This is a genomic window from Streptomyces sp. NBC_00569, from assembly GCF_036345255.1.
In the GTDB taxonomy this organism is placed as follows: Bacteria; Actinomycetota; Actinomycetes; order Streptomycetales; family Streptomycetaceae; genus Streptomyces.
In genome coordinates this window covers 7,144,356-7,169,331 of record NZ_CP107783.1, presented here as the reverse complement: position 1 = coordinate 7,169,331, position 24,976 = coordinate 7,144,356, and the positions used below count along the sequence as shown (strand labels likewise).

Sequence of the window (24,976 nt, the reverse complement as noted above, 5' to 3'; positions counted from 1 at the left end):
GAGGCACGAGCGTGCCTCCCCGGTCCCAGGTCCACCCATACGGGTTACGCCGCAATGGGTGACGACGTCATGGGTCACGCCTTGACGCGCACCCCGTCCGCGAGGTCCGCCGCGAGAGCCCGCACGGCGGCGAGCCCGGCGGCCTCGTCGTCCGCGTCGAGCATCAGCTTCACGAACGCCGAGCCGACGATGACCCCGTCGGCGAACCCGGCGACCTCGGCCGCCTGCTTCGCGTTCGAGACGCCGAGGCCGACGCAGACCGGCAGGTCGGTGGTGGCCTTGGTGCGGCGCACGAGGTCCTGGGCCTGGTTGCCGACGGACTCGCGGGTGCCGGTGACGCCCATCAGGGAGGCGGCGTACACGAAGCCGGAGCCCGCGGCGGTGATCGTCGCGAGGCGCTCGTCCTTGCTGCTGGGGGCGACGACGAAGACGGTCCCGAGGCCGTGCTTGTCCGCGTGCTCCCTCCAGGTCGCCGACTCCTGGACGGGCAGGTCGGGCAGGATGCAGCCCGCGCCGCCCGCCTCGGCGAGTTCGGCGGTGAACCGCTCGATGCCGTAGCGGTCGATGGGGTTCCAGTACGTCATGACGAGGACCGGCTTGCCGGTCGCCGCGTGGGCCTCGCGGACCGTGCGCATGACGTCGGCGATCCGGACGCCGCCGCGCAGCGCGATGTCGTCGGCGGTCTGGATGACGGGTCCGTCGAGGACGGGGTCGCTGTGCGGCAGCCCGACCTCCACGACGTCGGCGCCGCCGTCGAAGACGGCCTTGATCGCTTCGATGCCGCCGTCCACGGTCGGGAACCCGGCCGGGAGGTAGGCGATGAGGGCGGCGCGCCCGTCGGCGCGCGCGGCGGCGAGGGTGTCGTTCAACAGCTGGATGGTGCCGCTCACTTGGCGTCTCCCTCGATCTCCGCGCCGGTCCCGGCCGCGTCCGCCGCGACGGCGGCGTCGGTGTCGTACAGGCCGAAGTAGCGGGCGGCCGTGTCCATGTCCTTGTCGCCGCGCCCGGACAGGTTGACGATGACCAGCCCGTCCTTGCCGAGTTCCTTGCCGACCTCGATGGCTCCGGCGAGCGCGTGGGCGCTCTCGATGGCCGGGATGATGCCCTCGGTGCGCGACAGCAGGCGCAGGGCCTGCATGGCGGCGTCGTCGGTGACCGCGCGGTACTCGCCGCGGCCGCTGTCCTTGAGGAAGGCGTGCTCGGGGCCGATGCCCGGGTAGTCGAGGCCCGCCGAGATCGAGTACGGCTCGGTGATCTGGCCCTCGTCGTCCTGGAGGACGTACGACCGTGAACCGTGCAGGATGCCGGGCTCGCCCGCGGTCAGCGTCGCGGCATGCTCGCCGGTCTCGAGGCCGTGGCCGGCCGGCTCGCAGCCGATGAGGCGCACGTCGGCGTCGGGGATGAAGGCGTGGAAGAGGCCGATGGCGTTCGAGCCGCCGCCGACGCAGGCCACGGCCGCGTCGGGCAGGCGTCCGGCGCGCTCCAGGATCTGGCGGCGGGCCTCGACGCCGATGACGCGGTGGAAGTCGCGGACCATCGCCGGGAAGGGGTGGGGTCCCGCGACGGTCCCGAAGAGGTAGTGCGTGCGGTCGACGTTGGCGACCCAGTCGCGGAACGCCTCGTTGATGGCGTCCTTGAGGGTGCGGCTGCCGGACTTCACGGCGACGACCTCGGCGCCGAGCATCCGCATGCGCGCCACGTTGAGCGCCTGGCGCTCGGTGTCGATCTCGCCCATGTAGATGGTGCACTCGAGGCCGAAGAGGGCGCAGGCGGTGGCGGTGGCCACGCCGTGCTGGCCGGCGCCGGTCTCGGCGATGACGCGGGTCTTGCCCATGCGCTTGGTGAGGAGCGCCTGGCCGAGCACGTTGTTGATCTTGTGCGAGCCGGTGTGGTTGAGGTCCTCGCGCTTGAGGAACATCCGGACGCCGCCGGCGTGCTCGGCGAACCGGGGCACCTCGGTGAGGGAGCTGGGCCGTCCCGTGTAGTTGACGAGCAGGTCGTCGAGCTCGGCGGCGAAGGCCGGGTCGTTCTTGGCCTTGTCGTACTCGACGGCGACCTCGTCGACGGCGGCGACGAGCGCCTCCGGGATGAACTTGCCGCCGAACGCGCCGAAGTACCCCTCGCCGGTGGGGACTTGGCCCTCGGGATCGGGAATGAAGAAGTTACTGGGCATGCGAAACCTCATCGTGTGAGCGGTGTGGACACTACGCGCCATGGGGGCAGGGTCGTGTGGGGGCAGCGGGCCGCATGTGGCCGCCCGCGCCGTTCCCCGCGCCCCTTATGGGGCGCAGCACCATCGCATCCCGTTGACCTGTCCCGGCTCGTCGCCGATGACGTAACGCACCCGGCGCCCGTGCACACGCCGCGCCGGCGCCCGGCAGCCGCGGGGGCGGCAGCCGGGTGCGAGGCGGGAATGGGGTCTCCCCTGCTCGAGCGAAGCCGAGAGCTTGGGGAAGATGGGCATCGGGAGGTCAGCTCCTGCCGTGGCGCAGGGCGGGGTGGGCGCCCGCGGCGACCAGGTCGGAGACCGCGGTGCGCGGGTCGCGGCCGGTCACCAGGGACTCGCCCACGAGGACGGCGTCGGCGCCCGCGTTGGCGTACGCGATGAGGTCGTGCGGGCCTCGCACGCCCGACTCGGCGATCTTGACGATGTGGTCGGGGATCTCCGGGGCGACCTGCTGGAACGTGTCGCGGTCGACCTTGAGCGTCTTGAGGTTGCGCGCGTTCACGCCGATGATGCGGGCGCCCGCGTCCACGGCGCGCTCCACCTCGTCCTCGTCGTGCACCTCGACGATCGGCGTGAGCCCGATCGACTCCGCGCGCTCGATGAGCGACTCGAGGGCGGGCTGCTCCAGGGCGGCCACGATCAGCAGCGCGAGGTCGGCGCCGTACGCCCTGGCCTCCCACAGCTGGTACGAGGTGACGATGAAGTCCTTGCGCAGGATCGGGATGTCGACCTTGGCGCGCACGGCTTCGAGGTCGGCGAGCGAACCGCCGAAACGGCGCTGTTCGGTCAGTACGGAGATGACGGCGGCGCCGCCCGCCTCGTAGTCAGCGGCGAGACCGGCCGGGTCGGCGATCGCGGCGAGCGCGCCCTTGGACGGGCTGGAACGCTTGACCTCGCAGATCACCTTGACGCCGTCGCCGCGCAGGGCGGCCACTCCGTCCTTGGCGGCGGGTGCCTTGGCCGCGCGCTCCTTGAGCTCGTCGAGGCTGACGTGCGCCTGCCGCTCCGCGAGGTCGGCACGGACTCCGTCGATGATCTCGTCGAGCACACTCACGCGAGCGGCCCCCTTCCTGACGGTGGAGCGGTGGAAGCAGATTGCCCCGGAGAGCAATCCACTGGTCACAGCGATGATATCCGGAGGAGGGCGAAGGGTTCGCATCCGGTTGACGCCGGTCCCACTACCTGGACAAATACTGTTGATCAAGGATGGAGCCAGCCACCTGGGGGCAGGTTCCGGACAACCGTGAAGACAAGTACCACGGAGCCCACGGCCCACAGGTGAGGGCGTCCGAGATCGATCCGTATGGGCAGTCCCCGTGCCACCCGTACGGCCCATACGACCCACAGGACGGCGAAGAGGGCGTAGCCCGCCACGGCGAGCGCGTTGTCCCCCAGAGCGGCCATGAGGTCGCCGTGGACGAGCGCGTGGGCGCTGCGCAGACCGCCGCATCCGGGGCAGTAGATCCCCGTGTAGTGGAGCAGCGGGCAGACGGGGTAGTGGCCCGGTTCGTTCGGGTCGACGGACCCGACGTAGGCGAAGCCCGCACCGACCGCGGCGAGGACACCGGCGGGGACGGCCAGCCGCCGCAGCGAACCGGCGGCGCCGCTGGTCAGGGTGGCCGCGGAAGTGTCCGTTTCGGCGTTCACCCGTGAATTGTGCAACGGGCCCGCCGGGTCCGCCCGTCGGCGCGCAGCCCGCGCAAAGCGTGAGAGGCGGCCCGGCACCAGGTGCCGGGCCGCCTCTCACGACGTGGGTGAGGCTCAGGCCTCCACGACGACGGGCTCGGGCGAGACGGCCGGCAGCGACTGCGGCTTCGGCTTGCCGAGACCCGCGGCGCTCATGGCGCCGCCGACGACCGCGGCGATGGCGAGCAGGGCCATGCCCGCCCAGAAGCCGACGGGGTTGGCCATCACCATGAAGGCGCCCGCGACGCAGAAACCGATGAAGGCGATGATGACACCGGTCCAGGCGGCCGGGGTGTGTCCGTGGCTGCTGTCCGCCATGGTTGCTCCTCGTTGCTCAATGCGTGGCTGATGCGTGGCCCCGTGCCCTGCGCGTGTCACCGCGCTGGGTGGTGAGCCGGACGCTCTTGCCCATTGTCCCGCACTCGCGGGCATGGGCGGCACTCGGGGTCCGGGGCCCCGCTATGCCTCGTGTGTGGGGTCCTCGCCCCGGTCGAGGGCCTTCCACAGCTCCTCGGGGCGCTCCGGGTCGACGGGACGGGCCGCCTTGCGGGGGCGCGGGGTACCGTCCCGCTCGTAGCGGCCGCCCATCGACGGCCAGGAGCGGCCGTAGCGCAGGGCGAGCAGGCCGGCCAGGAGGATGAGGGCGCCGCCCGCGGCACCGACGTACGGCCATACCGTGTGGCCGAGCGAGCCGATGGTGGCGGCGGTGTTGCCGGAGACCTCGGCTGCCTTCTCGTCGAGGGCCGCGCTGTCGCCCGCGCCGAGGACGGCGGCGACGACGGCGCCCGCGCCGCTGAGCGCGAGGAGCCCGGCGACGAGCGTGCGCCCTGCGCGGCGGACCGCGAAGACGGCGACGAGGGCCGCGAGCCCCACTATGGCGAGGGCCGCGGGCACTCCGGTGACGTCACTGCCCTTGGCGGCGAGCGGGAAGCTGCCGCCCGGCACGGTCGCGGACCCGGAGGCCCACTCCTGCCGCGAGGAGAGCAGGGCCACCGCCGCGCCGACGGCGCCGAACAGGAGCGCGGCGGCGAGGCTGCGGCGGCCGTTGCGCGCGGCGGCCGTCTCCGGGGAGGCGGTCCCGGCTTCGGTTCGGGGGGATGGCACTGCGGAAGTCACCTCACCACTATCCCCCACGCCGTCAGGCGTCGTGCATCCGGTTGGCGGTGTGCACGGCGCGCAGCACCGCCGCCGCCTTGTTGCGGCACTCGGTGTCTTCGGCGACGGGATCGGAGTCGGCGACGATACCCGCTCCGGCCTGCACATATGCGGTGTTGTCGCGCAGGAGCGCGGTGCGGATGGCGATGGCCGTGTCGGAGTCCCCGGCGAAGTCGAGATATCCGACACATCCGCCGTACAGACCGCGCCGGGAGGGTTCGAGCTCGTCGATGATCTGCATCGCGCGCGGCTTGGGCGCGCCCGAGAGGGTGCCCGCGGGGAAGCAGGCGGTGAGGACGTCGAAGGCGGTGGTGCCCGGGGCGACCCGGCCGGTGACGGTCGACACGATGTGCATGACGTGCGAGTAGCGCTCGACGGACATGAAGTCGACGACCTCGACGGAGCCCGGTTCGCAGACGCGGCCGAGGTCGTTGCGGCCGAGGTCGACGAGCATCAGGTGCTCGGCGCGCTCCTTGGGGTCGGCGAGGAGCTCGTCGGCGAGCGCCTGGTCCTCCTGGGGGGTGGCGCCGCGATGCCTGGTCCCCGCGATGGGGTGCACCATGGCGCGCCCGTCCTCCACCTTGACGAGGGCCTCCGGCGACGAGCCGACCACGTCGAACCCGTCGAAGCGGAACAGGTACATGTACGGCGACGGGTTGGTGGCGCGCAGGACCCGGTAGACGTCGAGCGCGCTGGCCGTGCACGGCGTCTCGAAGCGCTGCGAGGGCACGACCTGGAAGGCCTCGCCCGCCCGGATGCGCTCCTTGATGTCCTCGACGGCCTCCTGGTAGTCCGTGCCGCCCCACAGGGCGGTGAACTCCGGGAGTTCGGAGGGCGGGAGCGCGGCGGGGGCCTGGACGACGGGCCGGGAGAGGTCGGCCTCCATCGCGTCGAGGCGGGCCACGGCGTCCGCGTAGGCCTCGTCGACGCCGGTTTCGAGGTCGTTGTGGTTGATCGCGTTGGCGATCAGCAGGACCGAGCCGTCCCAGTGGTCGAGGACGGCGAGGTCACTGGTGAGCAGCATCGTCAGCTCGGGGAGCTTCAGGTCGTCGCGCTCGCCGGGGCCGATCTTCTCCAGGCGCCGCACGATGTCGTAGCCGAGGTAGCCGACCATGCCACCGGTGAACGGGGGCAGGCCCTCGTAGCGGGGGGTGTGGAGGGTCTCGACGGTGGCGCGAAGGGCGGCGAGCGGGTCGCCGTGGGTGGGGACGCCCACGGGCGGGGTGCCCAGCCAGTGCGCCTGGCCGTCGCGGGTGGTGAGGGTGCCGGCCGAGCGGACGCCGACGAAGGAGTAGCGGGACCACGAGCGGCCGTTCTCCGCGGATTCCAGGAGGAACGTGCCGGGGCGTTCACCGGCCAGCTTGCGGTACAGACCGACTGGGGTGTCGCCGTCCGCGAGGAGCTTGCGGCTGACGGGGATCACTCGGCGGTCGGTCGCGAGCTTGCGGAAGGTCTCGAGATCCATAGGACGAGCTTAGGCCGTGTGCGGGCAGGTCCGGTGCGCCGCCCGGTCCGTGGAACGGGCGGCGGGGCGGTGGTCTCAGGCGTCGGTGCCGGTCACGGTCAGTTCGCCCGCGTCGAAGCAGGTGCGGTCGCCGGTGTGGCAGGCCGCGCCGACCTGGTCGACCTTCACCAGGAGGGTGTCCGCGTCACAGTCGAGGGCTACCGACTTCACGTGCTGGAAGTGGCCGGAGGTGTCACCCTTGACCCAGTACTCCTGGCGGCTGCGGGACCAGTACGTGCAGCGGCCCGTCGTCAGCGTGCGGTGCAGCGCCTCGTCGTCCATCCAGCCGAGCATGAGCACCTCGCCGGTGTCGTACTGCTGGGCGATCGCGGGGACCAGGCCGTCGGCGCTGCGCTTGAGGCGGGCGGCGACGGAGGGGTCGAGGCTGCTGGGCGGAGGCGTGCTGGTCATGGGGACCATTGTGCCGCGCCCCGCGCGCCCTTTCGGGCGGGCGTCCACTGATCGAGAGCGGCGGCGCGGAGCGCCACGTTGAGGGGCGGGGGTCGGGTGACGGGTGGGCGGACCGGTCGGACGGTCGTAGGCTGGCGGTATGTCGACCCATGCGAAGCGTGAACGACTTCTCCTCGCCGACCTGTTGGAGGCGTCGGGCCCCGACGCCCCGACCCTGTGCGAGGGCTGGAACGCCCGTGATCTCGCGGCCCATGTGGTGGTGCGCGAGCGCCGTGCGGACGCCGCGGGCGGGATCCTGATCAAGCAGCTGGCGCAGCGTCTGGAGCGGGTGCAGGCCGAGTTCGCCGAGAAGCCCTACGACGAGCTGATCCAGCTGATCAGGACGGGCCCGCCGCGCTTCTCGCCGTTCTCCGTCAAGCAGATCGACGAGGCATCCAACGCGGTCGAGTTCTACGTCCACACGGAGGACGTGCGCCGCGCGCAGCCGGACTGGACGCCGCGCGAGCTCGACCCGGTCTTCGCGGACGTGCTGTGGTCGCGCCTGGAGCGGATGGCCCGCGTGATCGGCCGCAAGTCGCCGGTCGGTCTGGTTCTGCGCCGCCCGGACGGCCGGACGGTGGTGGCGCACAAGGGCACGCCCGTGGTGACGGTGACCGGTGAGCCCGCCGAACTGCTGTTGTTCGCGTTCGGCCGGCAGGACGCGGCGCGGGTGGAGACGGAAGGCGAGAAGGACGCGATCGGGAAGCTGCACGAGGCGAAGCAGCTCGGGATCTGAGGAGTTCAGGCCGGGAGCTCGGCGCGGCGCAGCGGCGTGCGGCACAGCCCGTAGACGCCGGCGAGGGCGCAGATCGCGGCGCTGGCCACGAAGACGGGTCCGGTGCCCCACAGGCCGACGGCCGCGCCGGTCAGCGGCATGGTGAGCGGGACGAGGCCGAGGCTGGACAGGCTCGTGACGGCGGTGACCCGGCCGAGGTAGGCCGGGTCCGCGTGGGTCTGTGTGAGCGCTCCGCACAGGGCGCCGCTGAGACCGGCGAGCAGCCCGATGACCAGCGCGACGGCGACCGCGGCGGCGAGGCGCGGTACGAAGGCGAGCGCGCCGATGGCGACGGCGCCGCCTCCCATGGTCACGGCGAGGACGAGACCCGCGCGCGGCACGCGGCCGCGGACGGCGAGGAGCAGCGAGGCCGCGCCCGCGCCGACGCCGAACCCGGCGAGCACCGAGCCCATCCCTGAGGCGCCCCAGCCGCGCTGGTCGGCGAGGAGGGTCAGGCCGACGTTCAGGGGGCCGACGAAGCCGAGGTCGCTGAGGGCGATGACGACGACGAGCGGGGCGAGGACGCTGTGGCGGCGGATGTGACGCAGTCCGTCCGCGAGGCCGTTCCTCGCCGGGGTGCCGCTCTTGCCGCCGTCGTCGGGCAGGTCCCGGATGCGCAGGGACATCAGGAGCGGCAGCGAGATCGCGAACAGCAGTCCGGCCGCGCCGAACGCCGCCGCGGGGCCGCCGAGTGCGACGCCGAGCCCGCCGAGGGGCGCGCCCACGACGTTGGCGAGGCGGACCGCGAGTCCGCGCAGGCCCTGGACCCGGGCGAGCTGGTCGCGTCCGGTGACGCGGGCGGGCAGTGCGCCGACGGCCGGCAGGAAGAGTGCGTCGACGATGCCGAAGACCAGGCCGAGGACGGTGAGCGGCCACAGGCCCGGTCGGGTCGCGAGGAAGAGCCCGGCGACGCCGAGGACCGCGACGCTGCGCACGGCGTCGGCGGCCATGACGATGCGGCGCGGCCCGAGCCGGTCGGCGATCACTCCCCCGCCGAGCATCAGCAGGGCCCGGGGTGCCGCGCTGACCGCCATGACGAGCCCGGCCTGCGAGGGGCTGCCCGACTGGACGGCCGCCCAGGACAGGGCGACGTAGTAGATGTTGTCGCCGATCATCGAGGCGCCGTAGGCGCCGAGCCAGCGCAGCACGTTGCCGTCGCGGTGGGCGGGTTTCTCGGGGGCGGGGGTGCGGGTGAGCGGCGCGGTCACGGTCATGGGAGGTGGTCCTCTCAGGCGCGGAACGGGAAGCCGTACATGTGCAGCGCGACGTTCTCGCGCCCTTCGGTGTCGCCCGCGGCCTGTGCGGCGCGGCCCTGCTCGTCGTACTTCCTGATGACGGCGAGCAACTCGCCTGTCATCGCGGTCAGTTCGGCCGCCGTCAGAGGCATCAGGGCTTCGGAGTCCGAGGAGGCGGCGCGCCACTCGGGGGTCCAGGTGGAGCGCTCGTCGAGGTAGCGGCGGTAGAGCTCGCTGCGCTGTTCGTAGAAGAGCCGGGTGGCCGCTTGGTGTGCCGCGGCCTTCTCGGGGGCGTCGCCGAAGTCCGCCTCGTGGATGCTGACGCCGTCGGACGCGGGCCTCCACCAGCGCTCGCGGCCGTCCCGCTGCGCCCCGGGCGCCTCCTCGATGAGCCCGGCGTCCGCGAGCTTGCGCAGGTGATAGCTGACCAGCGAGACAGCCCCGTCGACCTGCTCGGCGAGCTGCGACGCGGTCGCGGTGCGGGCGACGACCAGGGCGCGGTACAGCTGCGAGCGCAGCGGGTGGGCGAGCGCCTTGAGGGTGCCGAGGTCGGTGATGCGGCGGGTCTGTTCGTCGGTCATGGCACGACCCTAGATACGAAGGAAATATTGCGCAATAGAAATTGCGCAACTGATCCTGCGTATCGGACCGAGAAAAGGCCCCGGCCACCCTGAGGGCGGCCGGGGCCTGAGAGCGTGCGCTCCCGGTGTCAGCGGACGGGGTGACCCGCCTCGCGCAGCGTCCCCTTGACCTCACCGATCCGCAGATCGCCGAAGTGGAAGACGGACGCGGCGAGCACCGCGTCGGCGCCCGCGGCGATCGCGGGCGGGAAGTGCTCAAGGCGCCCCGCGCCGCCGGACGCGATCACGGGCACCGTGACGTGCTTGCGGACGGCCGCGATCATCTCGATGTCGTAGCCGTCCTTCGTGCCGTCGGCGTCCATCGAGTTGAGCAGGATCTCGCCCGCGCCGAGCTCGGCGGCCTCATGCGCCCACTCGACGGCGTCGATCCCCGCGGACTTGCGGCCACCGTGTGTCGTCACCTCGAACGTGCCGGACGGAGTGCGGCGCGCGTCGACCGACAGGACGAGCACCTGGCGGCCGAACCGCTCGGCGATCTCGCGGATCAGCTCGGGGCGGGCGATGGCGGCCGTGTTCACGCCCACCTTGTCCGCGCCGGCCCGCAGCAGCTTGTCCACGTCGTCCGCCGTGCGGACACCGCCGCCGACGGTGAGCGGGATGAAGACCTGTTCGGCGGTGCGGCGCACCACGTCGTAGGTCGTCTCGCGGTTGCCGGAGGACGCCGTGATGTCGAGGAACGTCAGCTCGTCGGCGCCCTCGGCGTCGTACACCTTCGCCATCTCGACGGGGTCGCCCGCGTCGCGCAGGTTCTGGAAGTTGACGCCCTTGACGACCCGGCCGTTGTCCACGTCCAGGCAGGGGATGACCCGTACGGCCAGCGTCATGACGGTGTGTCTCCTCGGTACGCCTCCACCTCGACCTCGACGACCAGGCTCGGGTCGATGAAGCCGGAGACGATGATCATGGATGCGGCGGGGCGGATGGTGTCGAACAGCTCCTTGTGGGCCCGGCCCACGTCGTCCACATCCCGCGCATGGGTGATGTACATACGGGTGCGCACCACATGTTCACTCCCGAGCCCGAGGGTCTTGAGAGCGTCGAACGCGGCCTGGAACGCGTTGAGCGTCTGCTCGTACGGCGTTCCCGCGTCGATGACGCCGTTGACCACGGACGTACAACCGGACACCAGGACAAGGCCGTTGGGCAGTTCGACCGCGCGCGAGTAGCCCACGGCCTCCTCCCACGGCCCGTCCGAGCCGACCCTGCGTACGCCGTCGATCATGACGCCACCGCGGCGAGGGCCTCTTCCAGCGTGAAGGCCTTCGCGTACAGCGCCTTGCCGACGATCGAGCCCTCGACGCCCAGCGGGACGAGCTCGGAGATGGCACGCAGGTCGTCGAGCGACGAGACGCCGCCGGAGGCGACGACGGGCCGGTCGGTCACGGCGCACACGTTGCGCAGGAGCTCCAGGTTCGGGCCCTGCAGCGTGCCGTCCTTGGCGATGTCGGTGACGACGTAGCGGGCGCAGCCCTCGGAGTCGAGGCGCGCGAGCGTCTCGTAGAGGTCGCCGCCGTCACGGGTCCAGCCGCGGCCGCGCAGCGTGGTGCCGCGCACGTCGAGACCCACCGCGATCTTGTCGCCGTGCTCGGCGATGACCTTGGCGACCCACTCCGGGGTCTCCAGGGCGGCGGTGCCGAGGTTGACGCGGGTGCAGCCGGTGGCGAGCGCGGCGGCGAGGGTGTCGTCGTCGCGGATGCCGCCGGACAGCTCCACCTTGATGTCCATGGCTCGCGCGACCTCGGCGATCAGGGCGCGGTTGTCGCCCGTGCCGAACGCGGCGTCCAGGTCCACGAGGTGCAGCCACTCGGCGCCGGAGCGCTGCCACGCGAGGGCGGCCTCGAGCGGGGAACCGTAGGAGGTCTCGGTGCCGGACTCGCCGTGCACGAGACGTACGGCCTGGCCGTCGCGGACGTCGACGGCGGGAAGGAGTTCGAGCGTGCGGGACATCAGAGGGTTCCGATCCAATTCGTGAGGAGCTGGGCGCCGGCGTCGCCGGACTTCTCGGGGTGGAACTGTGTCGCCCACAGTGCGCCGTTCTCGACGGCGGCGATGAACGGCTCGCCGTGCGTGGCCCAGGTGACCTTCGGCGGGCGCATGTGGACGTTGCCGACCTCGAAGTCCCACTGCTGCACGGCGTAGGAGTGCACGAAGTAGAAGCGGGCGTCGCTGTCGAGACCGGCGAAGAGCTCGGTGTCCTGCGGCGGGCGGACCGTGTTCCAGCCCATGTGCGGGACGATCTCGGCCTTGAGGGGCTCCACCGTGCCCGGCCACTCGTCGAGGCCCTCGGCCTCGACGCCGTGCTCGATGCCGCGCGCGAAGAGGATCTGCATACCGACGCAGATGCCCATCACGGGGCGGCCGCCGGCCAGGCGGCGGTCGATGATCCAGTCGCCGCGCGCTTCCTTGAGGCCCTTCATGCAGGCGGCGAAGGCGCCGACGCCGGGGACGAGGAGGCCGTCGGCGTTGAGTGCGGTGTCGAAGTCGCGGGTGATCTCGACGTCCGCGCCCGCGCGGGCCAGGGCACGCTCGGCGGAACGGACGTTGCCGAACCCGTAGTCGAAGACGACGACCTTCTTGCCGGCTGTGCCGGCGGGCTTGGCTGAAGTCATGGCTGGCTGCTCCCTGCCCCTCAGTTCCAGTAGTCGAGCCGCAGGACGCCGGAGACCAGACACATGGCCGCGGCGATGGAGAGCAGCGCGATCAGGCCCTTGGGCAGGCCCTGCTTGACGAAGGAGATGACGCCGCCGATCAGGAAGAGACCGACGACGATGAGGACGGTGTTGAGGCCGTTCATGGCTTAGAGGGCGCCCTTCGTGGACGGAAGGATGCCCGCGGCGCGCGGGTCGCGCTCGGACGCGTAACGCAGCGCACGGGCCAGTGCCTTGAACTGGCACTCCACGATGTGGTGCGCGTTGCGCCCGTACGGGACGTGGACGTGCAGCGCGATCTGGGCCTGCGCGACGAACGACTCCAGGATGTGCCGGGTCATCGTCGTGTCGTAGGAGCCGATCATGGGGGCCATGTTCTCGGGCTCGGTGTGCACCAGGTACGGGCGGCCGGAGAGGTCGACCGTGACCTGGGCGAGCGACTCGTCCAGCGGGACGGTGCAGTTGCCGAAGCGGTAGATGCCGACCTTGTCGCCGAGCGCCTGCTTGAAGGCGGCGCCGAGCGCGAGGGCGGTGTCCTCGATGGTGTGGTGCGTGTCGATGTGCAGGTCGCCCTCGGTCTTGACCGTGAGGTCGAAGAGGCCGTGGCGGCCGAGCTGGTCGAGCATGTGGTCGTAGAAGCCCACGCCCGTGGAGACTTCGACCTTGCCGGTGCCGTCGAGGTCGATCTCGACGAGGACCGAGGTCTCCTTGGTGGTGCGTTCCACTCTGCCTACGCGACTCATGCGTTCCGCTCCTTCTTGATTGCGCGTACCGCATCGAGGAACGCGTCGTTCTCGTCCGGGGTGCCCGTGGAGACACGCAGCCACCCGGGTACGCCGTTGTCCCGGACCAGGACGCCCCGGTCGAGGATCTTCTGCCACACCGCGTGCGCGGCGCCTTCGCCTTCGAACCGGCCGAACTGCACGAAGTTGGCGTCCGAGTCGGTCACTTCGTAGCCAGCCGCCCTCAACTCGGTCACCAGGCGGTCGCGTTCGTCCTTCAGCTGCTCGACGTAACCGAGGAGCGTGTCGGTGTGCTCCAGGGCGGCGAGGGCCGTGGCCTGGGTGACGGCCGACAGGTGGTACGGCAGGCGCACCAGCTGGACGGCGTCGACGACGGCGGGGGCGGCGGCCAGGTAGCCGAGGCGCAGGCCCGCCGCGCCGAACGCCTTCGACATCGTGCGTGAGATGACGAGGTTCGGCCGGCCTTCGAGCAGCGGGAGAAGGGACTTCCCGTGGCTGAACTCGATGTAGGCCTCGTCGACGACGACCATGGACGGCTTGGCGGCCTGCGCGGCCTCGTACAGGGCGAGGACCGTCTCGGGCGGGACCGCGCTGCCCGTGGGGTTGTTGGGCGTCGTGATGAAGACGACGTCCGGGCGGTTCTCGGCGATGGCCTTCACGGACGCTTCCACGTCGATGGTGAAGTCCGAGCTGCGCGGTCCGGAGATCCAGCCGGTGCCGGTGCCGCGCGCGATGAGGGCGTGCATCGAGTACGAGGGCTCGAAGCCGATGGCGCTGCGGCCGGGGCCGCCGAAGGTCTGCAGGAGCTGCTGGATGACCTCGTTCGAGCCGTTGGCCGCCCAGACGTTCTCGATGCCGACGTGGTGGCCACCGGTGCGTGTGAGATAGCCGGCGAGCTCGGTGCGCAGCTGGACCGCGTCCCGGTCGGGGTAGCGGTTGAGGTCGCGGGCGGCCTCGCGTACGCGCTCCGCGATCCGCTCGACGAGCGGGCCGGGCAGCGGGTAGGGGTTCTCGTTCGTGTTCAGGCGTACGGGTACGTCGAGCTGGGGGGCGCCGTACGGGGACTTGCCGCGCAGCTCGTCCCGCACGGGCAGATCGTCGATACCGGTCACTGGCCGGGAACCTTCCATTCGAACCTTGCCTTGATCGCCGCGCCGTGCGCGGGCAGGTCCTCCGCCTCGGCGAGCGTGACCACGTGGTGGGCGACGTCGGCGAGGGCCTCGCGCGTGTAGTCGACGATGTGGATGCCGCGCAGGAAGGACTGGACGGACAGACCGGACGAGTGGCAGGCGCAGCCGCCGGTGGGCAGCACGTGGTTGGAGCCCGCGGCGTAGTCGCCGAGGGAGACCGGTGCCCAGGGGCCGACGAAGATCGCGCCGGCGTTCTTCACGCGCTGGGCGACCGCGGCGGCGTCGGCGGTCTGGATCTCCAGGTGCTCGGCGCCGTACGCGTCGACGACCCGCAGGCCCTCGTCGACCCCGTCGACCAGGACGATCGCGGACTGCCTGCCGCGCAGGGCGGGGACGATCCGGTCGTCGATGTGCTTGGTGGCCGCGACCTGCGGCTCCAGCTCCTTCTCGACGGCGTCCGCGAGCTCCGCCGAGTCGGTGACGAGGACGGCGGCGGCGAGCGGGTCGTGCTCGGCCTGGCTGATCAGGTCGGACGCGACGTGCGCCGGGTCGGCGGTGGCGTCGGCGAGGACCGCGATCTCCGTCGGGCCCGCCTCGGCGTCGATGCCGATGAGGCCGGTGAAGTAGCGCTTGGCCGCCGCGACCCAGATGTTGCCGGGGCCGGTGACCATGTTCGCCGGGGCGCAGGACTCGGTGCCGTACGCGAACATCGCGACGGCCGTGGCGCCGCCCGCGGCGTACACCTCGTCGACGCCGAGCAGCGCGCACGCGGCCAGGATCGTCGGGTGCGGGAGGCCGCCGAACTCGGCCTGGGCCGGCGAGGCGAGGGCGATCGACTCCACCCCGGCCTCCTGCGCGGGCACCACGTTCATGATCACGGAGGACGGGTAGACCGAGCGGCCGCCCGGCGCGTACAGCCCGACGCGCTCGACGGGCACCCACTTCTCGGTGACCGAGCCGCCGGGGACGACCTGCGTGGTGTGGGTGGTGCGGCGCTGCTCGCGGTGGACGATGCGGGCCCGGCGGATCGACTCCTCCAGGGCCGCGCGGACAGCGGGGTCCAGCTGCTCCAGGGCGTCCTGGAGGGCCTTGGCGGGAACCCGTACGGATTCCAGCCTCACCCCGTCGAACTGCTCCGCGTAGTCGATCAGTGCCGCGTCGCCACGATGATGCACGGCCTCACAGATCGGGCGCACCTTCTCGAGGGCGGCCTGAACGTCGAAGTCGGCTCGGGGCAGCAGGTCGCGCAGTGCGGGGCCCTCGGGGAGGGCGTCGCCGCGCAGATCGATTCGGGAGATCACGTACTCAATTCTCGCAGACGCCACATCAGCGCCCGACGTCCGTATCAATGGCTGATACGGATCACCGCGCAAGACCGGACGAAGACCTTCACCAGTAGCGTTCAGGCGGTCACTCAGCGGGCATGAACAGTTGTACTAAACCCACGAGTAGCGGAGCCGTACCGGGACGTGCGGGGCTCCGTGAGGATCCGGGGGCTTATGGGGAGGAAGACAAGTCGTGGTCGACGGTACGGGCATCGGTGACCCGCCGGACGGTCTCACGGGCACCGAGATCGGCATGTGGCAGGCCTTCCGCAACGGCAGTGTCTACGACCTGAGCTCGGGCGACCCGGACGTCGACGACCCGCACGGCGGACAGGCCTGGGGGCCCGGCCGCAGTGTGCGGGCGCGGATCGTGGCCTGGCTGCTGCTCGACGGGCCGCCCGCGCTGTCCGGGCGTGTCGCGTCGCTCAAGCTCACGGGCGTACAGATCACCGACGCGCTCGACGTCTCGGGCGGCGTCGTCGTGCCGTACGTCGAGCTGAAGCGGTGCCGCTTCGAGAAGGAGATCCTGGTTCCCGAGGCCCGGTTCACCACCCTGCGCCTGGTCGACTGCTCGATCCCCCGCCTGGAGGGCGCCCGCGTCCACACGGAGGGCGATCTCCATCTGCCGCGCTGCCGCTTCCACAGCGGCGTACGCCTCACCGACGCGCACATCGGCACGGACCTGCTGCTCAACCAGGCCGTCGTGTACCGCGACCGGCGCGGCAAGTCGATCATGGCTGACGGCATGTCCGTCGGCCAGGACCTCCAGGCCGAGATGCTGGAGACGCACGGGGAGCTCAGCCTGCGCGGTGCCCAGATCGGCGTCTCGCTCAGCCTGCGCGGCAGCCGGCTCTCCAACGCGTACGGGAGCCGCGCGCTGAACGCGCCGCAGCTCACGGTCGAGCGCTCCCTCTATCTGACCCCCGCCGGTGTCGGCAATCCGCTCCAGACCAGCGGCACGACACCGGCCCGCGGCACCCGTGTGCAGCGCTTCGAGTGCCAGGGCGGGGTGCGGCTCGACGACGGCCGGTTCGGCGACGCCGTCGACCTCGACCAGGCGCGCTTCCACCTGGACAACGACCAGGAGGTGTCGCTGCGCCGCATCCAGACGCCCGAGCTGCGCTTCCTGTGCGAGCGGCCGCAGCGCGGGCGGGTCGTCCTGTCCGGCGCGAAGGTCGTCAACCTGATCGACAGGGCGGCGAGCTGGCCGGGCCCCGGCGGTCTGCGTGTGGGCGGCTTCACGTACGAGAACCTCATCCCCTCCGGCCCGTTCCCGCTGTCGCGGCGCCTCGAGTGGCTGTCGGCCGCGACGCCGGAGTACAGCCCGGAGCCGTACGAGAAGCTCGCGACCGTGCTGCGCAACAGCGGCGAGGACGCCGACGCGCGGGAGGTGCTGCTCGCCAAGCAGCGCCGCCGACGCGAGACGCTGCCGCCGGCCGCGAAGATCTGGGGGTACATCCAGGACTGGACGGTCGCCTACGGGTACCGGCCCGGGCGCGCCGCGGTGTGGATGGCCGTGCTGTGGGCGGCGAGCACCCTCGCCTTCTCCCACGCGTCACACCCGGCCATCAAACCGGGTGAGGCACCGCACTGGAGTCCGGCCCTGTTCTCGCTCGATCTGATCCTGCCGGTCATCGACCTGGGCCAGGACGGCTACTGGCAGCTCCAGGGCGGCTGGCAGTGGGCCGCGACCGTGCTGATCCTGCTCGGCTGGATCCTCGCCACGACGGTCGCCGCGGGGGCCACCCGGCTGCTCCGCAGAAACTGACCGGGCACCCTCGCAATTTTTGCCGGACCGCGGGCAACCACGGGCGCATTTCAGCCGTCATCCCAGCGCAACCATCAACCGAGCGACGGGGAGCGGGGTCCACACCTTGGCACTGCTGCGCGCCCTCATCCGCACTGCGCGGATGGTCCGCCACACCTCGGGCCTCGCGGCCGGACTGCCCGCCGACGACGACGTCCTCCTGGACGTCCCCGACGAACGCCTCGCGCCCGCGCTCGTCGCCGCGGGCCGGGGCGAGTACGAGGCGGCCGCCAAGCTGCTCGCCGCCACCCGCGAGGCCGGCGAGTGGGAGAACCGGGACCGCTACGTCACCCGGCTCGCCGCCTTCGCCAGATCCCGCGGCGAATGGTTCGACGACTGGCGCTTCGCGGCGCCCCACGACCCGGACGCCCTCCTCGTCAAGGCCGAGCTGGAGGTCGCGCGCGGCTGGGAGTCCCCGGCCCGCGCCGAGCTGCTGCGCGGCGTGACGCCGCTGATCACCGCCGCCGCCGAGGGCGACCCCGGCGACCCGGTGCCCTGGCGGGTCGCCCTCGACCACGCGCGCGGCACGAACGCCTCGCACACCGTCTTCGAGAGGCTCTGGGCCGAGGCCATAAGGCGCTCCCCGCACCACTACGGCTGCCACGTCTCCGCGCTCCAGTACCTGTCTGCCGCCTGGTACGGCTCGCACCGCGAGTGCTTCGACTTCGCCGAGCGTGCCGCCCAGGACGCCCTGCCGGGGTCCCTGGTGCAGGCGCTGCCGGTGCGGGCCGCGTTCGCGTACCTGACGAGCGAGGAGGGCCCGGGGCCGGCCGCGAAGGTGCCCCGTGAGCGCCTGGACGAGGCCGCCGACCTGGCGATCGCCCTGTCCCGCGAGTACGCCGCCGACGACCCCTGGCCCGCCGAGGTCCGCAACCTCCTCACGTACGTCCTGGTCCGCCTGGAACGCTGGTCCGACGCCCTGGAGCAACTGCGCCTGACCGGCCCGTACGCGTCGTCGTTCCCCTGGGACCGGATCTCGGACGACCCGCTCGGGCAGTTCCTGGAACTGCGTGACGGCGTACGGATCGAGGTCGCCGCGGCCCGTCCGCTCGGGGGCCGCGGGACCGGTCGCGGATCCCTCACCTCCGGCTCCCATTAGGCTTGACCGTCGTGACCACCGTCCGGCTTCCGCTCTTTCCGCTCAACTCGGTGCTGTTCCCGGGGCTCGTGCTCCCGCTGAACGTGTTCGAGGAGCGCTATCGCGCCATGATGCGCGACCTGCTGAAGACCCCCTCCGGGGGTTCCGAGGCCTCCGGCGACCCCGCCGACTCCGACGAGCCGCGCCGGTTCGCCGTCGTGGCGATCCGCGACGGGCACGAGGTAGCGCCCAGCGCCCCCGGCATGCCGGACCAGGCGGCGAAGACCGCCGCCGAGGCGGGCCCCGCGGCCGGCTTCGGCGACGACCCGATCAAGGCCCTGCACGGCGTGGGCTGCATCGCCGACGCCGCGACGATCCGGGAGCGCGCCGACGGCAGCTTCGAGGTGCTCGCCACCGGCACGACCCGCGTGAAGATCCACTCGGTCGACGCGTCGGGTGCCTATCTGACCGCCGAGGTCGAGGAGCTGCCCGAGGAGTCCGGCGACGAGGCGGGCGCCCTCGCCGAAGGGGTGCTGCGCGCCTTCCGCTCCTACCAGAAGCGGCTCGCGGGCGCCCGTGAGCGCTCCCTGGCGACCGGCGCCGACCTGCCGGACGACCCGTCCGTCGTGTCGTACCTGGTGGCCGCGGCGGCCGTCCTCGACGTGCCGACCAAGCAGCGCCTCCTCCAGGCCCCGGACACGGCGTCGCGCCTGCGTGACGAGCTGAAACTCCTTCGCGCCGAGACGGCGATCATCCGTAATCTGCCGTCCTTGCCGGCCGGCGACCTGACCCGGCAGGCGACCAGCCTCAACTGACGTGGCCGGTCCCGACTGACGTAAGGCATGAGGACGTTGGCGAAGAAGTCCAAGAAACAGCAGTCCGGGGGAACGCCCGCGACCGTGGCGCTCACCGCCGCGGGTACGCCCTTCACGACCCACGCGTACGAGCACGACCCCGCCCATCCCTCGTACGGGGACGAGGCGGCGGAGGCCATGGGCGTCTCCCCCGACCGGGTGTTCAAGACGCTCGTCGCGGACGTGGACGGCGAGCTCACGGTCGCCGTCGTGCCGGTGGCGGGCCAGCTCGACCTGAAGGCCCTGGCGACGGCTGTCGGCGGCAAGCGGGCCGCGATGGCCGATCCGGCGGCGGCGGAGCGCACCACGGGCTATGTGCGGGGCGGCATCTCCCCGCTGGGCCAGCGCAAGAAGCTGCGTACGGTCCTGGACGACTCGGCGCGGGCACACGACACGATCTGTGTCTCGGCGGGCCGCCGCGGCCTGGAGGTGGAGCTGGCCCCCACGGACCTGGCCACGCTCACGTCAGCGGTGCTGGCCCCCATCGGCCGCACCTGACCCCGACCGGAACCGCCGCCACCTCTCGACGCACGACATGTCCTCGGCTAAATACCGAGGACATGTCGAAGAGGACGCGCAAGCGGAAGTGGCGGATCAGGAAGCACAAGGCCAATCACGGCCGCAGGCCCGCCTGAGAGCCGCTCTCAGGGCGCCGGAGGGGTGTCCTGCGGGTAGTGGGTGTCGAAGTACGGGTCGGGATCGCGGGGCCCGAACAGGCCGGTCAGGCCGAGGTGGACGATCATCGCGGCGAGCGGCCAGGCGAGGAGCGCGCCCTTCGCCTTGAGTTCCAGGGGCGCGTCGAACGTGACGCCCTTGCCGACCTCCTTGGCGTGGGCCGCCACGTCCTGCGTGGGGCCGAGCCAGATCCCGAACCGCCACGCGAGGAGCCCGCCGAGAAGTCCGCCGACGGCCAGGGCGACGACGAGCGGTACGCCGCCGCGCTTGCGCCACAGGAACACGGCGACGGCGCTGACGACGCCGAACGCGAGGCCCAGCAGCGTGAACGTTCCGTCGACGCCGACGGCCTGCTCGCCCTCGGTGTCCTTGAGGTACACGGCCTGGGCGTCCGCGATGAGCGGCACCTGCGGTGCGAGCCACATCCACAGTCCGCCCAGAAGCAGCCCGCAGACGGCCAGCGCGACCGTGACGGCGGCGGCCTCCCGCAACTCGGTCCTCATCCCTGGCCCGTCCTCCTGGTGCTCGTGAGCGTGAGACGGCACAGCGCCCGCGGGCCCGGAGGCCTGCCAGGGGTCGTGCTGGGGTTGCTGGGGTCGTGGCGTCAGCGGTGCGGTCACTCTGCCATCGTGCCAGGCCTCCGCGAGACGCGCGTCACCGGACGGCCGCCCGGCGGTACGCCCAGGTGGCGAGGGCCAGCGAGGCGACGCCGACACCCGCGCAGACGCCCAGATCGAGGAGCACGACGCCCCAGTCCGGATGCGCTCCGAAGGTGCGGGCGAAGGCCTCGACACCGTACGTCGACGGCAGCAGATCGCGCGCGTACTGGATGACGTCCGGCATGCGGTCGGCCGGCAGGACGCCGAGCAGGAGCGCCGCGGACATGCCCAACTGACCGAGCAGCGTGGCCAGTTCGGGCCGCGGGGCGAGCAGCCCGAGCGCGGCGCCGAGCCCGGAGAGCGCGGCACCGGCGAGCGGGATGACGGCGGCGAGCACCCACAGGTGCGCGAGCGGAAGCTGGAACATGGCACAGCCGACGACGGCGGTGACCACGGTCCCGGGCACGGTGAAGGAGGCGTACGCGCCGGCGGCGCCCAGCACCACGGCGGCGGGCGGCACGGGCAGCGTCGCGTAGTGATCGAGCCCGCCCGCGGCCCGCAACTGCCCGAAATACTGCGCGAGCAGATTGAGAGCAACGAACGCGACGACCAGAACACTCGACCCGGCGACGACAGCCTGCGCCTCCCGGCCCCCGTCCACCACGCCCCGCATCAGGATCATGATGCCGACGGACTGGAACGTGGCGACGAAGAGCAGCGGGATCCTGGCGACGCGCGCCCGCGAGAGCTGCGCGCGGTACACGGCAGCCAGGGACGGCAGCAGCCGGGCCCTCGGGGCGAGCTCGCCGACGGCGTCACCCTCGGCGCTCAGCCCGCTCGCGCCCGCCCGGGCGCCGCCCTGAAGGACCTCAGCGGGTACGACACTCACGGTGCGCTACTCCTGTCGTGACTGTTCCGTCGGGTACGGGGGCCGCCGTGTTCACGACTTCACCAGCCCCTTGGCCTCGCCGCCGAGCGCCAGGTACACATCTTCCAGGCTCGGCGTGGTCAGGGAGAAATCGTCCAGCGCGGCGAACGCGGGGCCGCCGGTGACGGCGGCGACGGCGGCCCGTGCCTCGTCCGGGCCCAGCCGCAGCGACCAGCGGCGCCCCGACTCGACGGCGGAGGCGCGCAGCGCGGCGACGGTGGGCACGTCCAGGGGCGCCCGCTCCCGCCACACGAGCTCGACGCGCACCTCGCCGGCGACCTTCTCCTTCAGTCCGGCCGGGGTGTCGCAGGCGATGACGCGCCCGCGGTCGAGCACGGCGACGCGATCGAGCACGGTCTCGGCCTCGATGACGTTATGGGTGACCAGCACAACGGTGGCGCCACTCTCGGCCCGCCGCCGGTCGACGGCGGCCCACACGGCCCGCCGGGCGACAGGATCCATCCCCGTGGTCGGCTCATCGAGCACCAGCAACGGCCGCTCCCCCACAAGCGCGGCAGCGAAGCAGGCAAGCCGTCGCTGCCCGCCGGAAAGCTTCTTCAGCGGCCGCGACGCGATCGCCCCGAGCCCCAACTCCTCCACCACGGCGTCCCGCTCGGCCCGGGCCGTACGCAGATCGAGCCCCCGCAGCCGCCCGGTGGTCTCGGCGGCGAGCGACACGGTCAGCTCGTCCAGAGCGCTCGACTCCTGCCCCAGATATGCCAGAATCCGCGAGGCCCGCTCCGGGTAGCGCACGATGTCGTGCCCAAGAATCCCGACGCTCCCGCTGTCGGGCCGCATCAGCCCGGTCAGCTGGCGTACGAGGGTGGACTTACCGGCGCCGTTGGGCCCGAGCAGCCCGAAGATCTCCCCGCGCCGGATCTCGAGGGACACCCCGTCGGTGGCCCGGACCGCAGCGCTCCCGGGCGCTCCGCGACGCCCTCGGGTGGCGGGATACGTACGCACGAGATCCCGCACGACGCACACCACGTCTCCCCGTCGCCCTCTGGGGGCCGCCTGTGCCGTGCGCGTACTCACGAAGGACGAGACTACGGGGTCGAACCCTCCGGACGACGCCCGGGTAGGGACATGCCACCGAAAACGGGACGCGCTCCCCCTCACTCCCGTACGCGAGCCGAGCCCCCACCCCCAACCAGCCACAGCCACGAACAAACGTTCACTCAAAGTCAGCACGCAGCCACACCAGCGACCGAACAGAAGAGACCGAGCCGATACCCACCCGGAGACGACACACACAGCGCACCAACGACCGACCGTGCGGCACCCGCGACCGAACGGAAGGGGCCGGGCCGATCCCCACCCGAAGCCGACACACCCAGCACACCAACGACCACCCCAGCCGCACCCGCGACCGAACGGAAGGGGCCGGGCCGATCCCCACCCGAAGCCGACACACCCAGCACACCAACGACCACCCCAGCCGCACCCGCGACCGAACGGAAGGGGCCGGGCCGGTATGTCCGCCCGGAGCCGGCACACACAACTGAGGCGCACGAAATCCAACGCCGAACCATCCAAGCGAGGACGGACATACCGGACCGGCCCCGCACCCACAACAAGCGCGAGCCACAAGCCGAGTACAAGCCCGCACCCACCAAGGGGCACCCGGCACCGGCATAGGCACCCGCACCGGCACCGGCACCGGCACAGAACACCCCCAGGGCAAGACCACCCCGCCTTGACTACTCCGCGCTCACCCGCTCCGCAGCGCTACGCACATCGACCTCGCGCCAGAACCCGGCCCGAATCGCATACCGATCGTGCTCGTCGATCTGATCGTCCTTGTGGGCGAGCAGCCCGAACCGCGCGGCATACCGCAGCAGCTCCCCGTCGATGCGATGCGGCACCCGCGGATACATGGTGGACAGCTTCTGCAGCTGAACCTGGTCCCCCAGCCGCTCCATCCATCGCCGGGCGAACACCTGCCCCACCTCGAAGGGATCACCCCCGACGGTGGTGATGTCCTCCTCGCGGTCGGCCCACCGCTGCTCCGCGGTGGTCAGCTGGGCCAGCGTCGGCAGGGACGCCGCGTCCGCCGACTCCCCCGCGACCCCGGGGCGCTCGACCCACCCCTTGTCGGACGACCACCGCAAGGTGGCGTTGGCGGGGTGCTGCCCGGGATGAACATGGGGATGCACCCCAAGCCCAGGAGCGGCGCCGGGCCCGCGCAGGGCGGCAAGGTCCTTGGGCGTGGGGACCCCCCTCCCCGCGCCACCCCGCTCGTCCACGGCCCCCGCACCCTCACCCTCGCGCGCGGCCACCCCGTGATCGACACCGTCACCGACCGGGGCACCCCCCTGCCCGGCACCGCCGGGAGCGCCACCGCCTCCCGGCACATCGGAGAGATCCGCGGAGTGCCCCGCCGCGGAGGCGAGCGCCGACTCAGGGAGGGGCGCCGACAGAATCGCCGCGATCTCCGGTCGCGGAGCGGGCTGCGGGGCACAGATCCCGCCGACCTCCTTGGCCCGCACGGCTTTCGTGATCCAGGCCCGGTCGAGCACACGCCGCTCATCCGCCTCGGCGACGAGGTCCTCGGACTGGTTGTAGTCGCCGTCGGCGGCCTGCACGGCCCACAGGTGCACGGCGACCCCGTGCTCCTTCGCGGCCATCATGCCGGGCAGCAGATCGCCGTCGCCGGTGACGAGCACGATGTCGGAGCAGGCGCGGTTACGGGCGAGTTCGGTCAGCTCGGCGTGCATCGCCGCGTCGACCCCCTTCTGCGCCCAGCGCCCGTCGCTACGGGTGAGCGCACCGAGTCGCACGGTCACGCGAGGCATCACGCGGAGCCGGCGGTGCTCGGGCTGGGGCACCCTGTCCGGCGCCCCGTCGAACCAGTAGATCCGCAGAAGTGGCCGCTCGGTGTCGGATTCGGCGCGCTCACGCAGTCCTTGGACGAGGGCGACATGATCGACGGAGATCCGGGACCGGGACGGCTCCCCCGCGAGGAGACTCGCGGCGGCCCCGAGCAGGTAACCGGCGTCCACCAGGACGATGCAACGGTCCACGCGATCCACCCTCTTTCGCTGAATTACCGGCGTCCGGAGGTCCCACGGTGTCGACGATCGCGGGTTCGCCTCGGGTTTCCTTCGAGTCTGCCCGACCACACGGGGGTTAACGGCCCGAACTCGATCTTCGGCGTGGCGGATCGGACGAATTCCCGAAGCGGCCCGCTCACAGAACTCCCGTCGCGCTCCGAACAACACACTGACAGCGCTTATTACGCACGGTAATTCTCTGAAATGCGTGCCTCGTCAGCATATGTGAATCTGAATCCGGCCCTGGCCCCTAGACCCCCCGCAGGAGGCAGTCACCATGGCCAAGAACAAGAACCGCAAGCAGGGCGACCAGCGCAGCCGCGCCTCCGCCTCCGAGCAGGCTTCCGAGAGGGCCAAGTCGGCCGGTATGGAAGCACAGTCGGAGATGCAGTCGCAGGCTCAGGGCACGCCCGCGGATGTTGCCCGTAAGCACCAGCGCCGCTTCGGTCACAACTGACGCCTT

At 72.0% G+C, this 24,976-nt stretch carries 29 protein-coding genes; 6 read left to right on the top strand and 23 right to left on the bottom strand.

Annotated features, from left to right (window positions below):
* Positions 1–74: 74 nt before the first annotated feature.
* From trpA to hisI, 9 genes are all read right to left on the bottom strand, one after another.
* Positions 75–890 (bottom strand): tryptophan synthase subunit alpha, encoded by an 816-nt coding sequence (trpA, locus tag OHO83_RS32225; RefSeq protein ID WP_330280097.1) that lies wholly within the window; start codon positions 888–890, stop codon positions 75–77.
* Entirely contained in the window at positions 887–2,173 is a 1,287-nt protein-coding gene (gene trpB / locus OHO83_RS32220) for a tryptophan synthase subunit beta (protein WP_266669550.1), read from the bottom strand. The genes trpA and trpB overlap by 4 nt, the downstream gene beginning before the upstream one ends.
* A 105-nt stretch (positions 2,174–2,278) precedes the next feature.
* The gene (gene trpM, locus OHO83_RS32215; RefSeq protein WP_266669552.1) at positions 2,279–2,464 is read right to left on the bottom strand and encodes a tryptophan biosynthesis modulator TrpM; all 186 of its coding nucleotides are present in this window, start codon (positions 2,462–2,464) and stop codon (positions 2,279–2,281) included.
* A gap of 7 nt (positions 2,465–2,471) precedes the next feature.
* Positions 2,472–3,281: an indole-3-glycerol phosphate synthase TrpC gene (trpC, locus tag OHO83_RS32210; RefSeq protein WP_266669554.1), complete on the bottom strand. Its 810-nt coding sequence runs from the start codon at positions 3,279–3,281 to the stop codon at positions 2,472–2,474.
* A gap of 146 nt (positions 3,282–3,427) precedes the next feature.
* A complete protein-coding gene (locus OHO83_RS32205) occupies positions 3,428–3,874 on the bottom strand; it encodes a DUF2752 domain-containing protein (protein ID WP_389562822.1) in 447 nt (148 codons plus the stop codon).
* Positions 3,875–3,988: 114 nt separating this feature from the next.
* On the bottom strand, positions 3,989–4,231 hold the full coding sequence (locus tag OHO83_RS32200) for an HGxxPAAW family protein (protein ID WP_266669556.1): 243 nt from the start codon (positions 4,229–4,231) through the stop codon (positions 3,989–3,991).
* A 141-nt stretch (positions 4,232–4,372) separates the two neighbouring features.
* A complete protein-coding gene (locus tag OHO83_RS32195) occupies positions 4,373–5,029 on the bottom strand; it encodes a TIGR02234 family membrane protein (RefSeq protein ID WP_116502609.1) in 657 nt (218 codons plus the stop codon).
* Between the two features lie 22 nt (positions 5,030–5,051).
* On the bottom strand, positions 5,052–6,533 hold the full coding sequence (locus OHO83_RS32190; RefSeq protein WP_266669558.1) for an anthranilate synthase component I: 1,482 nt from the start codon (positions 6,531–6,533) through the stop codon (positions 5,052–5,054).
* A 75-nt stretch (positions 6,534–6,608) separates the two neighbouring features.
* Positions 6,609–6,983: a phosphoribosyl-AMP cyclohydrolase gene (gene hisI, locus OHO83_RS32185; protein ID WP_266669559.1), complete on the bottom strand. Its 375-nt coding sequence runs from the start codon at positions 6,981–6,983 to the stop codon at positions 6,609–6,611.
* A gap of 139 nt (positions 6,984–7,122) precedes the next feature.
* Between hisI and OHO83_RS32180 the strand changes: the two genes are divergently transcribed.
* Complete coding sequence (locus OHO83_RS32180; RefSeq protein WP_266669562.1) at positions 7,123–7,758, top strand: TIGR03085 family metal-binding protein; 636 nt, start codon at positions 7,123–7,125, stop codon at positions 7,756–7,758.
* Positions 7,759–7,763: 5 nt separating this feature from the next.
* On the opposite strand, the gene OHO83_RS32175 is transcribed toward OHO83_RS32180, so the two are convergent.
* From OHO83_RS32175 to hisD, 10 genes are all read right to left on the bottom strand, one after another.
* Positions 7,764–9,011: an MFS transporter gene (locus OHO83_RS32175; protein ID WP_266669564.1), complete on the bottom strand. Its 1,248-nt coding sequence runs from the start codon at positions 9,009–9,011 to the stop codon at positions 7,764–7,766.
* Positions 9,012–9,025: 14 nt separating this feature from the next.
* Positions 9,026–9,613 (bottom strand): ArsR/SmtB family transcription factor, encoded by a 588-nt coding sequence (locus tag OHO83_RS32170; RefSeq protein ID WP_330280096.1) that lies wholly within the window; start codon positions 9,611–9,613, stop codon positions 9,026–9,028.
* A gap of 128 nt (positions 9,614–9,741) precedes the next feature.
* Positions 9,742–10,497, bottom strand: a complete 756-nt coding sequence (hisF, locus tag OHO83_RS32165) for an imidazole glycerol phosphate synthase subunit HisF (RefSeq protein ID WP_266669568.1) — start codon at positions 10,495–10,497, stop codon at positions 9,742–9,744.
* Complete coding sequence (locus OHO83_RS32160) at positions 10,494–10,895, bottom strand: RidA family protein (protein ID WP_266669569.1); 402 nt, start codon at positions 10,893–10,895, stop codon at positions 10,494–10,496. The genes hisF and OHO83_RS32160 overlap by 4 nt, the downstream gene beginning before the upstream one ends.
* Complete coding sequence (gene priA / locus OHO83_RS32155) at positions 10,892–11,620, bottom strand: bifunctional 1-(5-phosphoribosyl)-5-((5-phosphoribosylamino)methylideneamino)imidazole-4-carboxamide isomerase/phosphoribosylanthranilate isomerase PriA (RefSeq protein ID WP_116502603.1); 729 nt, start codon at positions 11,618–11,620, stop codon at positions 10,892–10,894. Before priA ends, OHO83_RS32160 begins: the two co-directional genes overlap by 4 nt.
* Complete coding sequence (gene hisH, locus OHO83_RS32150; RefSeq protein WP_100592250.1) at positions 11,620–12,282, bottom strand: imidazole glycerol phosphate synthase subunit HisH; 663 nt, start codon at positions 12,280–12,282, stop codon at positions 11,620–11,622. The genes priA and hisH overlap by 1 nt, the downstream gene beginning before the upstream one ends.
* 20 nt (positions 12,283–12,302) lie before the next feature.
* Positions 12,303–12,467: a hypothetical protein gene (locus OHO83_RS32145; protein WP_165914440.1), complete on the bottom strand. Its 165-nt coding sequence runs from the start codon at positions 12,465–12,467 to the stop codon at positions 12,303–12,305.
* A 3-nt stretch (positions 12,468–12,470) separates the two neighbouring features.
* Positions 12,471–13,064, bottom strand: coding sequence for an imidazoleglycerol-phosphate dehydratase HisB (hisB, locus tag OHO83_RS32140; RefSeq protein WP_100592249.1), 594 nt, complete (start codon positions 13,062–13,064; stop codon positions 12,471–12,473).
* Entirely contained in the window at positions 13,061–14,194 is a 1,134-nt protein-coding gene (locus OHO83_RS32135) for a histidinol-phosphate transaminase (RefSeq protein WP_329435598.1), read from the bottom strand. Before OHO83_RS32135 ends, hisB begins: the two co-directional genes overlap by 4 nt.
* Positions 14,173–15,495, bottom strand: coding sequence for a histidinol dehydrogenase (hisD, locus tag OHO83_RS32130; RefSeq protein WP_266669577.1), 1,323 nt, complete (start codon positions 15,493–15,495; stop codon positions 14,173–14,175). Before hisD ends, OHO83_RS32135 begins: the two co-directional genes overlap by 22 nt.
* A gap of 217 nt (positions 15,496–15,712) precedes the next feature.
* Here hisD and OHO83_RS32125 point away from each other — a divergent pair, with 217 nt between their 5' ends.
* From OHO83_RS32125 to ybaK, 4 genes are all read left to right on the top strand, one after another.
* Complete coding sequence (locus OHO83_RS32125) at positions 15,713–17,287, top strand: oxidoreductase (protein ID WP_266669579.1); 1,575 nt, start codon at positions 15,713–15,715, stop codon at positions 17,285–17,287.
* 142 nt (positions 17,288–17,429) lie between these two features.
* The gene (locus OHO83_RS32120; RefSeq protein ID WP_329437934.1) at positions 17,430–18,425 is read left to right on the top strand and encodes a hypothetical protein; all 996 of its coding nucleotides are present in this window, start codon (positions 17,430–17,432) and stop codon (positions 18,423–18,425) included.
* Positions 18,426–18,436: 11 nt separating this feature from the next.
* A complete protein-coding gene (locus tag OHO83_RS32115; protein WP_266669581.1) occupies positions 18,437–19,219 on the top strand; it encodes an LON peptidase substrate-binding domain-containing protein in 783 nt (260 codons plus the stop codon).
* A 36-nt stretch (positions 19,220–19,255) separates the two neighbouring features.
* A complete protein-coding gene (gene ybaK / locus OHO83_RS32110; RefSeq protein ID WP_100592244.1) occupies positions 19,256–19,756 on the top strand; it encodes a Cys-tRNA(Pro) deacylase in 501 nt (166 codons plus the stop codon).
* A 146-nt stretch (positions 19,757–19,902) separates the two neighbouring features.
* Here the strand turns inward: ybaK and OHO83_RS32105 are convergent, their stop codons facing one another.
* The 4 genes from OHO83_RS32105 to OHO83_RS32090 form a co-directional block, all read right to left on the bottom strand.
* Positions 19,903–20,553 (bottom strand): AAA family ATPase, encoded by a 651-nt coding sequence (locus OHO83_RS32105; protein WP_382478664.1) that lies wholly within the window; start codon positions 20,551–20,553, stop codon positions 19,903–19,905.
* A 34-nt stretch (positions 20,554–20,587) separates the two neighbouring features.
* A complete protein-coding gene (locus tag OHO83_RS32100; protein WP_266669585.1) occupies positions 20,588–21,421 on the bottom strand; it encodes an ABC transporter permease in 834 nt (277 codons plus the stop codon).
* A gap of 51 nt (positions 21,422–21,472) precedes the next feature.
* Entirely contained in the window at positions 21,473–22,495 is a 1,023-nt protein-coding gene (locus tag OHO83_RS32095; RefSeq protein ID WP_330280095.1) for an ABC transporter ATP-binding protein, read from the bottom strand.
* A gap of 665 nt (positions 22,496–23,160) precedes the next feature.
* Entirely contained in the window at positions 23,161–24,483 is a 1,323-nt protein-coding gene (locus OHO83_RS32090; RefSeq protein WP_266669589.1) for an NYN domain-containing protein, read from the bottom strand.
* Positions 24,484–24,790: 307 nt separating this feature from the next.
* Here OHO83_RS32090 and OHO83_RS32085 point away from each other — a divergent pair, with 307 nt between their 5' ends.
* The gene (locus tag OHO83_RS32085) at positions 24,791–24,970 is read left to right on the top strand and encodes a hypothetical protein (protein ID WP_266669591.1); all 180 of its coding nucleotides are present in this window, start codon (positions 24,791–24,793) and stop codon (positions 24,968–24,970) included.
* The last annotated feature ends 6 nt before the right edge of the window (positions 24,971–24,976 follow it).

Coding starts and splice junctions, on each gene's coding strand:
- trpB (WP_266669550.1), bottom strand. CDS start 2,173: ATGCCCAGTAACTTCTTCATTCCCGATCCCGAGGGCCAAGTCCCCACC.
- trpM (WP_266669552.1), bottom strand. CDS start 2,464: ATGCCCATCTTCCCCAAGCTCTCGGCTTCGCTCGAGCAGGGGAGACCC.
- OHO83_RS32200 (WP_266669556.1), bottom strand. CDS start 4,231: ATGGCGGACAGCAGCCACGGACACACCCCGGCCGCCTGGACCGGTGTC.
- OHO83_RS32190 (WP_266669558.1), bottom strand. CDS start 6,533: ATGGATCTCGAGACCTTCCGCAAGCTCGCGACCGACCGCCGAGTGATC.
- hisI (WP_266669559.1), bottom strand. CDS start 6,983: ATGACCAGCACGCCTCCGCCCAGCAGCCTCGACCCCTCCGTCGCCGCC.
- OHO83_RS32180 (WP_266669562.1), top strand. CDS start 7,123: ATGTCGACCCATGCGAAGCGTGAACGACTTCTCCTCGCCGACCTGTTG.
- OHO83_RS32175 (WP_266669564.1), bottom strand. CDS start 9,011: ATGACCGTGACCGCGCCGCTCACCCGCACCCCCGCCCCCGAGAAACCC.
- OHO83_RS32170 (WP_330280096.1), bottom strand. CDS start 9,613: ATGACCGACGAACAGACCCGCCGCATCACCGACCTCGGCACCCTCAAG.
- hisF (WP_266669568.1), bottom strand. CDS start 10,497: ATGACGCTGGCCGTACGGGTCATCCCCTGCCTGGACGTGGACAACGGC.
- OHO83_RS32160 (WP_266669569.1), bottom strand. CDS start 10,895: ATGATCGACGGCGTACGCAGGGTCGGCTCGGACGGGCCGTGGGAGGAG.
- priA (WP_116502603.1), bottom strand. CDS start 11,620: ATGTCCCGCACGCTCGAACTCCTTCCCGCCGTCGACGTCCGCGACGGC.
- hisH (WP_100592250.1), bottom strand. CDS start 12,282: ATGACTTCAGCCAAGCCCGCCGGCACAGCCGGCAAGAAGGTCGTCGTC.
- OHO83_RS32145 (WP_165914440.1), bottom strand. CDS start 12,467: ATGAACGGCCTCAACACCGTCCTCATCGTCGTCGGTCTCTTCCTGATC.
- hisB (WP_100592249.1), bottom strand. CDS start 13,064: ATGAGTCGCGTAGGCAGAGTGGAACGCACCACCAAGGAGACCTCGGTC.
- OHO83_RS32135 (WP_329435598.1), bottom strand. CDS start 14,194: ATGGAAGGTTCCCGGCCAGTGACCGGTATCGACGATCTGCCCGTGCGG.
- OHO83_RS32120 (WP_329437934.1), top strand. CDS start 17,430: ATGGTCCGCCACACCTCGGGCCTCGCGGCCGGACTGCCCGCCGACGAC.
- OHO83_RS32085 (WP_266669591.1), top strand. CDS start 24,791: ATGGCCAAGAACAAGAACCGCAAGCAGGGCGACCAGCGCAGCCGCGCC.